The sequence below is a fragment of the Chryseobacterium foetidum genome (assembly GCF_025457425.1).
GTDB classification, from domain to species: Bacteria; Bacteroidota; Bacteroidia; order Flavobacteriales; family Weeksellaceae; genus Chryseobacterium; species Chryseobacterium foetidum.
In genome coordinates, this window is record NZ_JAMXIA010000001.1 from 335,304 (window position 1) to 348,756 (window position 13,453).

The 13,453-nt window shown below is 36.7% G+C and carries 12 protein-coding genes; 11 read left to right on the forward strand and 1 reads right to left on the reverse strand.

Translation table 11 applies throughout. From position 1 onward, the window contains the following. Positions 1 to 27 precede the first annotated feature (27 nt). The 10 genes from NG809_RS01565 to NG809_RS01610 all read left to right on the forward strand — a co-directional run bounded on the left by NG809_RS01565 (position 28) and on the right by NG809_RS01610 (position 11,424). Positions 28 to 978 carry a glycosyltransferase family 2 protein gene (locus NG809_RS01565; protein WP_262152541.1) on the forward strand — a complete coding sequence of 317 codons (951 nt, stop codon included), beginning with the start codon at positions 28 to 30 and terminating at the stop codon, positions 976 to 978. Positions 979 to 983: 5 nt separating this feature from the next. Further along, positions 984 to 1,367 carry a hypothetical protein gene (locus NG809_RS01570; RefSeq protein ID WP_262147455.1) on the forward strand — a complete coding sequence of 128 codons (384 nt, stop codon included), beginning with the start codon at positions 984 to 986 and terminating at the stop codon, positions 1,365 to 1,367. Continuing rightward, on the forward strand, positions 1,367 to 2,071 hold the full coding sequence (locus tag NG809_RS01575) for a DUF2807 domain-containing protein (RefSeq protein WP_262147457.1): 705 nt from the start codon (positions 1,367 to 1,369) through the stop codon (positions 2,069 to 2,071). Before NG809_RS01570 ends, NG809_RS01575 begins: the two co-directional genes overlap by 1 nt. Before the next feature lie 32 nt (positions 2,072 to 2,103). Further along, the gene (locus tag NG809_RS01580) at positions 2,104 to 2,445 is read left to right on the forward strand and encodes a hypothetical protein (RefSeq protein WP_131725513.1); all 342 of its coding nucleotides are present in this window, start codon (positions 2,104 to 2,106) and stop codon (positions 2,443 to 2,445) included. A 19-nt stretch (positions 2,446 to 2,464) separates the two neighbouring features. Beyond that, positions 2,465 to 4,189, forward strand: a complete 1,725-nt coding sequence (locus NG809_RS01585) for a phospho-sugar mutase (protein WP_262147459.1) — start codon at positions 2,465 to 2,467, stop codon at positions 4,187 to 4,189. A 62-nt stretch (positions 4,190 to 4,251) separates the two neighbouring features. After that, complete coding sequence (locus NG809_RS01590) at positions 4,252 to 5,505, forward strand: pyridoxal phosphate-dependent aminotransferase (RefSeq protein WP_262147461.1); 1,254 nt, start codon at positions 4,252 to 4,254, stop codon at positions 5,503 to 5,505. Positions 5,506 to 5,594: 89 nt separating this feature from the next. Then, positions 5,595 to 6,935, forward strand: coding sequence for a S1 family peptidase (locus tag NG809_RS01595; RefSeq protein WP_262147463.1), 1,341 nt, complete (start codon positions 5,595 to 5,597; stop codon positions 6,933 to 6,935). Between the two features lie 74 nt (positions 6,936 to 7,009). Next, positions 7,010 to 7,936: a DUF6438 domain-containing protein gene (locus NG809_RS01600; RefSeq protein ID WP_262147465.1), complete on the forward strand. Its 927-nt coding sequence runs from the start codon at positions 7,010 to 7,012 to the stop codon at positions 7,934 to 7,936. 31 nt (positions 7,937 to 7,967) lie between these two features. Next, on the forward strand, positions 7,968 to 8,489 hold the full coding sequence (locus NG809_RS01605; protein WP_262147467.1) for a hypothetical protein: 522 nt from the start codon (positions 7,968 to 7,970) through the stop codon (positions 8,487 to 8,489). Between the two features lie 79 nt (positions 8,490 to 8,568). Then, the gene (locus NG809_RS01610; RefSeq protein ID WP_262147468.1) at positions 8,569 to 11,424 is read left to right on the forward strand and encodes a VIT domain-containing protein; all 2,856 of its coding nucleotides are present in this window, start codon (positions 8,569 to 8,571) and stop codon (positions 11,422 to 11,424) included. A 53-nt stretch (positions 11,425 to 11,477) separates the two neighbouring features. On the opposite strand, the gene NG809_RS01615 is transcribed toward NG809_RS01610, so the two are convergent. Then, positions 11,478 to 12,128 (reverse strand): NAD(P)H-binding protein, encoded by a 651-nt coding sequence (locus tag NG809_RS01615; protein ID WP_262147470.1) that lies wholly within the window; start codon positions 12,126 to 12,128, stop codon positions 11,478 to 11,480. 259 nt (positions 12,129 to 12,387) lie between these two features. Here NG809_RS01615 and NG809_RS01620 point away from each other — a divergent pair, with 259 nt between their 5' ends. Further along, entirely contained in the window at positions 12,388 to 13,413 is a 1,026-nt protein-coding gene (locus tag NG809_RS01620) for a rod shape-determining protein (RefSeq protein ID WP_262147472.1), read from the forward strand. Positions 13,414 to 13,453: the final 40 nt, after the last annotated feature.

The following is a 13,453-nucleotide window of genomic DNA, read 5'->3' on the forward strand; positions in this document are numbered from 1 at the left end:
AGCAAATAAAAATTCACTTTGAATAATATAAATTTATCTATAGTCATTCCGTTGCTGAACGAAGAAGATTCTTTGGAACAACTTTTTTCAAGAATTGACAAAACGTGCGAAACCAGCAGTTTATCCTATGAAGTTTGGTTTGTAGATGACGGAAGCACAGATCTTTCGTGGAGCATTATTGAAAATCTGAAAGTACAGCATCCTCAGATTCACGCAATCAAATTTTCTAAAAACTACGGAAAATCTCAGGCGCTTCATGCTGCATTCGCAAGAACTCACGGCGATGTAATTATCACAATGGATGCCGACCTGCAGGATTTTCCCGAAGAAATTCCGGAACTCTACAGAATGGTGATGGAAGAAAATTACGACATAGTTTCCGGCTGGAAAAGAAAGCGTTTCGACAATGTGATGACCAAAAATATACCTTCAAAACTCTTCAATGCTGCGGCAAGAAAGGTTTCGGGAGTTTATCTTCACGATTTCAACTGTGGTTTGAAAGCTTATAAAAAACAGGTTGTAAAGTCAATCGACGTCTATGGAGATATGCACCGTTATATTCCTGTTTTGGCTGCCAATGCAGGCTTCAGAAGAATTACCGAGAAAGAAGTTCCGCATCAGGCAAGACCTTATGGGACCTCAAAATTCGGAACCGAAAGGTTTATCAGAGGTTTTCTTGATCTCGTAACACTTTGGTTTGTAAGCCGTTTTGGCGGAAGACCAATGCACTTCTTTGGAGCTGTAGGAACGATTATGTTTATCGTAGGTTTCCTTTCAGCATTTTGGCTGGGAGTTTCAAAATTAATCGATGTTGCAAGAGGAATTTATGGTCATCTTATCACCAATAATCCTTGGTTTTTCATTGCATTAACGATGATGCTGATGGGAACTTTGCTTTTTATCGCAGGATTTTTAGGCGAAATGATTATCAGAACAAATCGTGAGCATAAGAATTATAATATTGATGAAGTGATATAAATTGTATGAAGTTTAGCCTTGTCATTTTAAGTTTCTTATTATTTTCGTGTTCGGAAACAAAAACAAGTGAACCCATTACTTCCAAATGGGAATTCATCAGTATCAATGAAGGGAAAATGAATACTGTTGATGCTAAAATGTTGAGTAATATCAAAAAGGAGAACGGAACCGGCACGCTGGAATTTAAAAATGATCTGTCTTTTTCATCTCTGGGAAGCAAAACTAACAGTCAGGGGACTTACACTTTGAAAAACAGTACGGTCATCATGCAATATTCTGATCTGCCTGAACCCATTAAATTTAATTATTCTGTCGTCGAAAATAAATATCTCCTTCTTACAAATATAGAAGGTAAACCATTGACGTGGCTTTATAAAAAAAGTAAATAATGAAAAAAGTTGCTTATTCAATCTTAATTTCAGCGTTGGTAATCTCGTGTGGAAAAATTTCACCTGAGGGCAACATCGAAAATAAGGAAGTAAATGTTGAAGAATTTGTAAATCTTGACATGGAAGGTAAATTCCGTGTTTTTTACGCACGGGGAAACAAAAATTATGTTGAGATTGAAACTTATCCCAACATTGCCGATAATCTGGATGTGGAAGTGAATGATAAAACCCTTTCAATTAAAGAAAACAGAAAAACAAAAGGCGTGGATTTCTACAATGTCATCATTTATTCTAAATACAATCTTGAAAAAGTTTCTATTGCAGATTCTGTTGAGATGAATATTTCAAGTGAAATTAAAACAGATAATTTCAGATTAAATCTTAAAAACCATGCAACTTTCATGGGTTCTGTAAACACCAGAAGGGCCGAAGTGGAAATGCTGAACCGGAGCCGCGCCAACTTTTTAGGGCAAACCAAAGATGCAGTCATCAAAATTTCGGATACAGCAAGCCTGATTGCGCCGTACTGGAGAATTGAAAATTTAAAAATAGATTCCAAAAACGGAAATTACGCAGAGGTCAATGTGAAAGATTCTTTGAAAGGAAATATTCAGAATACTTCAAAATTTGTATATTACAACGATCCAATTCGTGCCTTTAAAGTGGAGAAAACAACGAAGGTGGAGAATAAAAAATTACAGTAAATCGTAAAAGTTCAGATTTTATCAACTTAATTATGAAGAGATTTCTAATTTGTTCGTCACTGACAATGATTATGATAACATCTTGTGTATCAACAAAAGTCAGTTCTGAAACTAACTTTGATTATTCAGTTTTACAGCAGAACACAAATTATATCATAGAAACCAGAGATTATAAAAAGATAAGACAGTTTAAGTTCGTCAGTCAGACAAAGGATTCCATTATTGGAAAACAGAAAGATGATGAAATTAAGCTTAACAAAAATAAAGTATTACAGATAAAAAAACCAAGCACAGGAAAAACTGTAGGGCTGGTTGTAGGAATTTTAGCTGCTGTCGGACTCGCTGGTTTTATTCCTGCAGCAGTAAGTAATTAAATAAACACGAAAATATAATATGTCAGTACTTTCAACCGCAGAAAAAGCCCAACTTTGGCTTAGCGACACATTCGATCAGGAAACAAAAGACGCCGTTCAGGCCTTGATTAACAGCAATTCTCCAGACCTTGAAGACTCTTTCTACCGTGAACTGGAATTCGGGACAGGAGGAATGAGAGGCGTAATGGGTGTTGGAACCAACCGTTTAAATAAATACACCTTAGGTCAAGCTACACAGGGACTTGCGAACTATATGTTAAAGCAGTTTCCAAATGAAGAACTTAGTGTTGCAATCGCTTATGACGTAAGAAATAATTCAAGAGAATTCGGAAAATTAGTGGCTGATGTTTTAACGGCGAACGGAATTAAAGTTTTGCTTTTCAAAGATCACAGACCAACGCCGGAATTGTCGTTCACCGTTCGTGACAGAAAATGTACAGGAGGAATTGTTCTTACGGCTTCCCACAATCCACCGGAATACAACGGTTATAAAGTCTATTGGAACGACGGTGCACAAATCGTTCCACCACACGACGAAGCCATTATCAAGGAAGTGTATTCTGTAAAATTTGAAGAAATTAAATTTAACGGAAATGATGAGCTAATTGAATGGATCGGGGAGGAACAGGACGACGTTTACATCGATGCCTGCATCGAAAATTCCACTTACCAGAATGTTGAAAAAGGAAATCTGAATATTGTCTTCACTTCTATTCACGGTACAACTTACACAACGGTTCCAAAAGCTTTGGAAAAAGCAGGTTTCAAAAAGATAGATTTGGTAAGAGAACAGATGATCCCAAGTGGAAATTTTCCGACAGTAGATTCTCCGAATCCGGAAGAGCCTGCAGCTTTGGAAATGGCGATGGATCTTGCAAAAATTACCAATGCAGACATCGTGATCGGTACAGATCCGGACGGCGACAGATTAGGAATTGCCGTTAGAAATTTGGAAGGCGAAATGCAGCTTTTGAACGGAAATCAGTGCAACACCATTCTAACTTATTACATCTTAAATGAGTGGAGAAAACTGGATAAAATCACAGGAAAAGAATTCATCGGTTCTACAATTGTAACTTCTGATATTTTCTTTGATATCGCTCAGAGATTCGGTGTTGACTGTAAAGTTGGACTGACTGGTTTCAAATGGATCGGAAAAATGATCCGTGATTTTGAAGGAAAAGAAAAATTCATCTGCGGTGGAGAAGAAAGTTTCGGGTTTATGACCGGAGATTTCGTTCGTGATAAAGATTCTTGCGGAAGTATTGTTTTGGCGTGTGAAATCGCAGCATGGTGCAAAGCCAATGGCAGAACGATGTACGAATATCTGATCGAAATTTATCAGGAATTGGGATTGTATTACGAAGGTTTAATTAACATTACCAAAAAAGGTAGAGATGGCGCAGAAGAAATTCAGAATATGATGAAGAATTTCCGTGAAAATCCGCCAAAATCATTGGCAGGTTCGTTGGTGAAAGAGGTGAAAGATTTCAAGGAACAGACTAAACTTCTTGTTGCAGCCAATGTGACCAATAAAATGGAAGATATTCCTAAATCAAACGTTTTGATCTATTATACAGAAGACGGAACAAAAGTTTGCGTAAGACCTTCAGGAACTGAACCGAAGATTAAGTTTTATGTTTCAGTGAAAGATTCTTTGGCTTCAAAAGAAGAGTTTGAAGATAAGATTAAGGCTTTGGAAGCAAAAATTCAGCAGATTAAAACAGATTTGCAGTTGGATTAAACGGAATGTTAATACTTAATATTCTGTCAACAATATTAAAATAAATTTAAATAAAAAGTAAAGTGAAAGTTTCAAAATTAGCGGCGAACCTGATCGGTTCTGAGATTGTAAAAATCGGTAATGAAGTAAATGATTTAAAGGCAAAAGGAGCAGAGATTGCAAATCTTACGATTGGTGATTTAAATTCTAATATCTATCCGATTCCTGCAAAATTAAAGGAGGAAATTCAAAAAGCATATCAGAATAATTTAACCAACTATCCGCCCGCAAACGGACTTTTATCTTTACGAAAACAGGTTTCAAACGACCTCAAAAGCAGATGGAATCTGGATTATGATGCCAACGATATTCTAATCACTGCAGGCTCAAGACCATTAATCTATGCCGTTTACAAAACCATCGTGGACGAAGGAGACAAAGTGGTTTATCCTACGCCATCATGGAACAATAATCACTATGCTTATCTTACTTCTGCAGATGCTATTGAGGTAAAAACAACGCCTGAAAATAATTTTCTTCCTACAGCTGATGATTTAAGACCTCATTTGTCAGGTGCCGTTATGGTAGCGCTTTGTTCACCGCTGAATCCTACGGGAACGATGTTTACGAAAGAACAGCTGACAGAAATCTGCGAACTGATTATAGAGGAAAATAAAAGCAGAGGCGAAGATGAGAAACCATTGTATTTAATGTACGATCAGATCTATTCAAACCTTACTTTTGGTGCAGAACACGTAGATCCGGTTTCACTTTTTCCGGAAATGAGAGCATACACAATTTACATCGAAGGAATTTCAAAGTGCCTTGCAGCAACGGGAGTTCGTGTAGGTTGGGGATTTGGTCCGGCTCACATTATCGATAAAATGAAAGCGCTTCTTACCCACGTTGGAGCATGGGCGCCAAAACCAGAGCAGGAAGCTACGGCAAAATATTTTGAGGATACTTCTGATGTTAACGCATTTATCGAGGATTTCAAAGGAAAACTGGAAACAAGTTTAAAAGTTCTTCATGCCGGAATTCAGGATTTGAAAGAAAAAGGTCTTGCGGTGGAATCTATCGAACCGATGGGTGCTTTGTATCTGACTATTAAATTAGATTACATCGGTAAAACAAAACCGGACGGAACAGTTATTGAAAATTCTTCAGATTTGGTATTCTATTTAATCAATGAAGCGGGAGTTGCTTTGGTTCCGTTCTCAGCATTTGGTGAGGCAAAATCTGAGCCTTGGTTCAGAGCTTCGGTAGGAGGTTTGGCAACAGAAGAAATTTCTCTGATGATGCCTAAACTTGAAAAAGCGTTAAATAATTTGAAGTAAATTCAAAAAATATTTATAAATTTATCAATGTTGATTCTATTCTTTAGAGTCAACATTTTTTTTATTTAAAATTTAAATCAAAATCACAAATGAATAATGATCAGCACGAATCCGGTGAGGATTTTAAGGAAAACAGACAGCCTGAAAATAATTCTAAAAATAATGAGTTTTCAGAAACATCTGACTTGGAAAAGGAAATTCAGGATGGAAATTCAGAAAAACCCAGCGATGATGTTGTAGAAAATACAGCTTCTTCCCAACCAACCATTCCGGTAGAAAATAAAAAGAAAAATCCCTACAAAATTGCTTTTTTCAGCCTCGGCGGAATCATCATTTTAGGTGGAATTTCCTTTTTCGGATACAAATTTTATAAAGAAAGTCAGACTGCTGAACCCATCGTAGAAAATGTCTGTCTGGACAGTGATACCAAAATTTACGATGCCTACAAAGATGCCGTGGTGATGGTAAAACACCGTTACGGTTATTTCGCAAGAATCAAGGGCAAGGAAATTCAGCTCAGTGTGCCTGAAGCTACCGAAGAAACCCTTTACGGAACTGCGTTTTTCGTTGATGAAAACGGAAACATGATTTCCAACAGCCACGTTTTACAACCATGGAACACGGCAGAAAATAAAGAAAGAATTCTTACCAACACCAACAATTTCAAACTGAAAATCGCTTCAATTTTAACGACAGATATTTCTGAAGACGGTTACGAAACTTTCATAGCCTCCAACTGGGGAAATGCTTCGTCAGAATATTATGAAGAAGGCGAAGATCGTGATTATGATGAAGGTTCTGAAGCGAACTCAGGTGAAGATTTTGTAACATCTACAGACTCTGCACCATCTGACCGCGTAGAAACTTCAGTGGACATTGCCGCTTCGATTCCTCAGAAAGATTACGTTTCTACTGAAGACATCGAAGTGTACATGAAAACTTTGGACATTGCCGTGGCACTGCACGATTCCACAGATGAGTGGTTGCCTTGTACCGTCGAAAAAGTCGCTGATGAAGAAGGCGTAGATCTCGGAATTCTCCAACTTTCAAACAAAACAACGCCGAATACGGTGGTCAATATCGTCAATATTGAAAATTCCATCACCGACGACAGATCTTTGAAACCTGGCGAAAAAGCAGTGATGATCGCTTATCCTTTGGGTGAAGATTTGGCGCAGACCAATTCCGGAGTGAAAGTTCAGCTGTACAACGGTCAAATCAGCAAAGAATCTGATGGCACGAAAATTCAGTACAGCGTCACTTCTACACATGGCGCAAGCGGAGCCCCTGTTTTCAACCATTGCGGACAGTTGATTGCCGTCAATTTCAGTGGAGTAGAACAGATTCAGGGTTATAATTTTGGAATTGTGTCCAAACAGATTCGCTCGGCATTTCCTTTTTTAAGTGTGAAATCTGAAACTGCCCGATAATCATGAGGTTTTACAGAATATTTTTTTTTCCGGCTTTTCTTTTTGTGATAAGTTGTGTAGAAAAAAGTAAGCCATTGCATATAACTGAAATAGACGAATTGCAGTCCGAGAAAGATGTGCAGGTTTTTATCAGAAAGACAGATTCTGCCTACAAAAACTATGAAGTTAAAAAAATTGCTGATTTCACTACAAAGGACATTGTATTTTTTGAAAATAAAAAACTTGCCGCAAAATTAAATGTCAGTGAAAGTTTTTATAAAACTGATTTTGACAATAACGGGTACACAGACCTCCTCATTTTGGGGGATAATCATACCTGTTTTGAATCGGCAAATCAATCATGCAGTTACACACCAATTGCACTGATGAATTTTGGAAATAATAATTATAAAATTGTTGGTCTTACGCAAGGATTCAATGATATAATTACTCCTAAAATTAAAAAAACAAACAGCAAAAATCTGCTCCAGATCTACAAACCTGTTGTAAAAGATTGGGAACAAAGGATATTCGAAAAAGAACCTTCTGTACAAATATTGGAATTTAAATTTGATGAATTTATTGAGTATAATTCTAATGATAAAAACTACATCCCAATAAAAAATATTGAGTTTTCTACCTCAGGGTGTTTTGGAACTTGTCCTGTTTTTCAAATGAAAATTGATCAAAACCGAAATGCAACATTTATTGCAGAGCATTTTAATTTCACAGATGACATGGAAAACTGGTCTGAAAATATTGAAGGTAAATTTCACACCGTTATTGATCAGAAAAATTATAACAAACTAATCAATACCTTGCAGTATATAGATTTTCCTTCGCTTAAAGAAAATTATTCTGTTAATTGGACGGATGACCAAAGTGTAAAGCTTAAAATCACTTATTCAGACAATAAAGTAAAAACAATAGATGATTACGGAGCAATAGGAACTTATGGTTTAAAAAGTGTATACGACCAATTGTTTAAGTTTAGGAAAAATCAAAAATGGATTAAATACTAATCACAAATTTTTAATAAAAATAAAAAACAATATGAAAAAAGTTTTCAGTTTAGCAGCAGCATTTGTTTTGACAGTACAATTAAGTGCCCAAACCAATGCATTCCAAAAAACAACCTGGAAAATTGAATCCATTTCAGCCGATGGTAAAGCAGTTTTGAAAAAAGCAAAGAAGATTAATTTGCCTACGGAACAAAGCAAATTCCATTTTCTGCAATTTGGTACTGATAAATTTGATACGGGAAATTCATGTTTCCACATGGATGGACGGTACAGCATTTTTGAACCGAATACCATTGAGTTTTCTGCAGGTGCCGCAGATATGGCTGGTGACTGCAAAGAGCCGAAAAGCCTCACGGGTACCTACACTTTCATTTTTAAAAATGATACTGTAGAACTTACTCCCGCCGAAAAAATCGACTACGATGAACCAATGCCGGAAGTAGGAGGCTTCAACGAAAACGAATCTGTGGAAACTGCAGAAAAAGCCGCCACAGACACCCAAAAATCTCCAGACAAATCAAAAAAGAAATCAGCTGGCAAAACCAAAAAGTAAATATTTTTTTTTGAAGTGAACTTTAATTTTCATTTCATATTTAAAAACATTTGATACATTAAAATTATAAAAACCAAATATGAAAAAAGCGATCAGTTTAATAGCAACACTTGCCTTCACAGCGGCATTTGCTCAGATTCCCAGTCTTGAAGTTTCAGGTGAAAAAAAACATCCGGTGATTCTTCAGGATGCAAAATTTGAAACAAAAATCTTAGGGAATCTTGCGACCACGACAGCTACTTACACCTTTTACAATCCAAGCAACAGACTTCTGGAGGGAACACTTACATTTCCGCTTCCGGATGGGGTGAGTGTAAGCGGATATGCGTTGGACATCAACGGAAAACTCAGAAATGCCGTACCTGTGCCCAAAGAACGGGCGAAAGAGGTTTTTGAAAGTATTGAAAAACGAAATGTTGATCCCGGAATTATCGAGAAAGTTCAGGGCAATAATTTCAGAACAAGAATTTACCCGTTGCCTCAAAAGGGTAGCAGAACCATTCAAATCACATATCATCAGGAACTGAAAAATACTGCTTCTGAATATAAGTATTTTATGAGTTTTGCAAATGCTGTGAGCATTCCTAAATTTGAAATGAAAGTATGGATCAATGACGGAGCATCCACACCAAAAATTATTGAAAACCCTGACGGAAGTTTTTCTTTTCAGAAGCAGAGAAATCAGTGGATTGCAGCAATTACCAAAGAGAATTTCACACCGAATGAAAGTTTGAAAATTAATATTCCGAAAACGAATCAGACCTCGAATGTTCTGTTGCAGAAAGCTTCGGGAGAACAATCTTATTTTGCCGCGAATGTGAATGTAGATTTTCCACAAAAAGAAAAACCAAAATCTCAGAAAATCGCCATTATTTGGGACAATTCTTACAGCGGATCAAAAAGAAACCGTGACAAGGAACTGGATTTTCTGAATGCTTATTTTGCAGATAATAAAAACGTAACTGTTTCTTTAGTTACATTAAATAACACTTTAGATACAGCACAGGATTTTACCATTTCTCAGGGAAATTGGGCAGATTTAAAAGCAAAAATTTTAAATTTAAAATACGATGGTGGAACTGATTTCGGAGCTTTGAAAGAGGTGAATGGAGTAGAGGAATATCTTTTGTTTTCTGACGGTATTTCTAATTTTGGAGATTTAAATATTAAATTTAAAAAGCCTTTGAACAGCATAACGAGTACGCCAACATCAGATTTTAATTTGTTGAAAATGCTCGCCAATCAATCCGGTGGGAATTTTATTAATTTGAATGAGACTGATACGCAGTCGGCTTTGAAAAAGTTTAAAAAATTACCCGTAAGATTTTTAGGGTTTAAAGAAAATCCAAATATTCAGGAAGTTTTTCCAAATGTTGGTTCTGTAGTAAATGAGTCGGTGAATATTTTCGGAATCACATCAGGAAATTTAGGAAAACTGACTGCTGTCTTTTCAAATGGAAACGAAAAATTTGAAGTTCGTGTTGATTTTTCCAATGCTTCACCTACGGAAAACTGGCAGATTGCACAATTTTGGGCTCAGAGAAAAATTGATGAATTGGAAATCAATCCATCAAAGAACAGAGAGGAAATTAAAAACATCAGCGAGCAGTTCGGTATCGTGAGCAAAAATACCAGTTTGATTGTTTTGGATGATATTAATGACTACGTCCGTTATAAAATTATGCCACCACAGGAATTGAAAGCGGAATATGAGAGGATCGTTTCTCAAAATAAAGGAAGAATTTTGGAACAGAGAAGAAACCTTTTATCTAAAGCTTTCGACAAAACAAGAGAATTAAAAACCTGGTGGAATACAGATTTTAAACCATCAGAAAAAAAGGAATATCCGAGAATTACAAATCAATCTACTATTCAGAGAGATTCTGTAAGTTCCGGAGATATTAGAGATGTGATGGTTACCGGAGCACTTGGTATCAAACGAAGATCAGATATGGCAATAGAAGTTTCGTCTGCTAAAATGGAAGAAAAAGTATCAAAACCTAAAGGCAAAATCACTTTGGTTGACGTAGAAAGCACCGCAGAATACATGAAGGATTTCCAAAATCTGCAGTCTGCCGAAGTTATTTATCAAAAATATCTTGAGAACAGATCGAAGCACGAAAAGCAGGTAACTTATTACTTCGATATTTCAAAACTGCTGTTTAAAAAAGGAGACAAAGCTTTGGCTTTAAAAGTTTTAAGTACTTTAGCTGAGCTTGATCTTGAAAATGAAGAACTGTACAAAACCATTTCTTACCTTCTGAAGCAGCGTGGTCATTACGATAAAGAACTTTGGATTACTCAAAAAATTCTGGAGTGGCGACCTTTTGATGCACAGAGTCACAGAGATTACGCTTTGGCGTTGGTAGATAACAAAAGACCACAGGAAGCTTTAAATATTTACAAATCAATTTTATATCAGGAATTTACAGATGAAATAGCTGATCGTGACAACGGAATCGAGGAAATTTTGATTATGGAAATCAACAATATTCTCAAACAGAATAAAAATGTAGACGGAAGTAAGGTAGATGACCGTTTAAAAGCTGATTTACCCGTCGACATTCGTGTCGTGATCAACTGGAATAAAGACAATACCGACATTGATCTTTGGGTAACAGATCCGAAAGGAGAGGATTGCTCCTATTCTCACAAATCTACACAGATTGGAGGTAGGCTAAGCAATGATTTTACGCAAGGTTTTGGTCCTGAACAGTTTTTACTGAAAAATGCCATTAAAGGAAAGTATAAAATCACAACCAATTTCTTTGGGGAAAGGCAGAATGTTTTATCTGGACCAACAACGATTATGGCTGAAGTTTATCTGTATTATTCTGATGGAAGGCAGGAAAGAAAAATTGCTGTTTTCCAGAATCAAAAAGAAAACAAACCTGAAAGCGACAGCAAAATTCTGATAGGAGAATTTGAATTTTGACAATAAAAAATGCCGGAGACAGTTCTTCGGCATTTTCCTTTAATTAAAATTTGCTAAGCTTTGTCTGCGAAAGCAAAAATATTTCCAAGTTTAATGCTGGAATATCCACTGCTTTTAATTTTTGCAGAATTAATCATCGCTTTGGCCAGAATTTGTGTCGGTAAAGGTTTGTGACTTTCCAAAAGTCCTATTTTATTGGCGAATTTAATGATTCGTCCGCCCAAAACTTCGCCGTTTCTTTCAGAATCTTTACGTTCAAGCATTCCAGGTTTAAAGATTGTAATTTTATTAAAATGAAGTTCTCTGACAGCGATTTCGAGCTCGCCCTTCATTCTTGAGTAAAATATTTTTGATTTCGGATCCGCACCATAAGCCGAAACCAAGACAAAATCTTCAACATCATTTTCTTTGGCAGATTTGGCAAAATTGTACTGATAGTCGTAATCAACCTTCCACTGTGCATCTTTGCTGCCTGCGTCTTTCAACGTTGTCCCAAGACAGGAAAAGGCAACGTCGCCTTTCACAAGATTTTTCCACCGATCGGGTTTGTTGAAATCCACCACATGAACCTTCAGTTTATCATTAAAAATTCCCAACGGTTTTCTGACGAAAATATCAACAGCTGAGTAATCCGGATCGTTGAGAAGTTGCTGTACCAGATCTTTGCCTGTGGCGCCCGTTGCACCAATAACTAATGCTTTCATGTGTGGAAAAATTTTGCGATGACCTAATTTATGAAAAAAGATTCAAAATGGAGTAGAACCTCAGGACTTTTACTGCAATCTGTATTCCGAAATATCAGGTTTAATGCCGGATTGAGAAGAATATATATTTTAACTTAAATTTTCCGCGATTATAATAAACAGCAAAGTTTTTTAACTTATGTTTAACTACAACATAAAGCTGTTTCGGCAATTTGATAATTGTATTAGCCGTACCTTTAGCGATTATAAAAAATGATTGATGGGGATATTTGATATGTTTACGGAAGAGATTGCGATAGATTTGGGAACAGCCAACACGCTGATTATTCACAACAATAAAATTGTGATCGATGAACCTTCCATTGTAGCGATTGACCGTTTAACAGGTAAGGCACTTGCTGTAGGGACACAGGCAAAATTGATGCAGGGTAAAACCCACGAAGATATAAAGGTAATCAGACCGCTGAAAGATGGCGTTATTGCAGACTTTCATGCATCTGAACACATGATAAAAGAATTTATCAAACAGATTACTCAGATAAAAGGCAAACTGATACAGCCAGCATTGAGAATTGTAATCTGCATACCGTCCGGAATTACGGAGGTCGAGAAAAGGGCAGTACGTGATTCTGCACAGAAGGTTAACGCAAAAGAGGTTATTTTGATTTACGAACCGATGGCAGCAGCCATAGGAGCAGGGATTGATGTTGAAAGCCCTGAAGGAAACATGATTGTAGATATTGGTGGCGGTACAACTGAAATTGCCGTCATTGCTTTAGGTGGAATTGTAGTCGACAAATCACTGAAGATTGCCGGCGATGTTTTTACCAATGATATTTCATATTTTATCAGAACACAGCACAACCTGAACATCGGTGAGCGCACTGCGGAAAGAATCAAAATTGAAGTAGGTTCAGCTTTGGAGGAATTGGATTTCGATTTAGACGATATTGCTGTTCAGGGAAGAGATCTGATCACGGGTAAACCTAAAGAAATAATGGTGAGTTACAAGGAAATTTTCAGAGCGTTGGATAAATCCATAATGAGAATTGAAGATGCCATTTTGGAAACGCTTTCAATAACCCCGCCGGAACTTGCAACCGACATTTACAAAACCGGAATTTTTCTCGCCGGCGGCGGCGCATTGCTGAACGGGCTTGCAGAAAGGCTTCACAAAAAAACGGAACTACCGGTTTTTGTTGCCGAAGATCCTTTGAGAGCAGTAGTTCGGGGAACCGGAATTGCACTTAAAAACAAAGATAAATTCAGATTTTTGATGAAATAATAAATTTTGCAACAAGTTTTAAGACGAATTTATTTATATA

Bases quoted from the DNA above. Each gene is read 5' to 3' on its own strand.
- NG809_RS01570 (WP_262147455.1), top strand. From the start codon at position 984: ATGAAGTTTAGCCTTGTCATTTTAAGTTTCTTATTATTTTCGTGTTCG.
- NG809_RS01575 (WP_262147457.1), top strand. From the start codon at position 1,367: ATGAAAAAAGTTGCTTATTCAATCTTAATTTCAGCGTTGGTAATCTCG.
- NG809_RS01580 (WP_131725513.1), top strand. From the start codon at position 2,104: ATGAAGAGATTTCTAATTTGTTCGTCACTGACAATGATTATGATAACA.
- NG809_RS01585 (WP_262147459.1), top strand. From the start codon at position 2,465: ATGTCAGTACTTTCAACCGCAGAAAAAGCCCAACTTTGGCTTAGCGAC.
- NG809_RS01595 (WP_262147463.1), top strand. From the start codon at position 5,595: ATGAATAATGATCAGCACGAATCCGGTGAGGATTTTAAGGAAAACAGA.
- NG809_RS01605 (WP_262147467.1), top strand. From the start codon at position 7,968: ATGAAAAAAGTTTTCAGTTTAGCAGCAGCATTTGTTTTGACAGTACAA.
- NG809_RS01610 (WP_262147468.1), top strand. From the start codon at position 8,569: ATGAAAAAAGCGATCAGTTTAATAGCAACACTTGCCTTCACAGCGGCA.
- NG809_RS01615 (WP_262147470.1), bottom strand. From the start codon at position 12,128: ATGAAAGCATTAGTTATTGGTGCAACGGGCGCCACAGGCAAAGATCTG.
- NG809_RS01620 (WP_262147472.1), top strand. From the start codon at position 12,388: ATGGGGATATTTGATATGTTTACGGAAGAGATTGCGATAGATTTGGGA.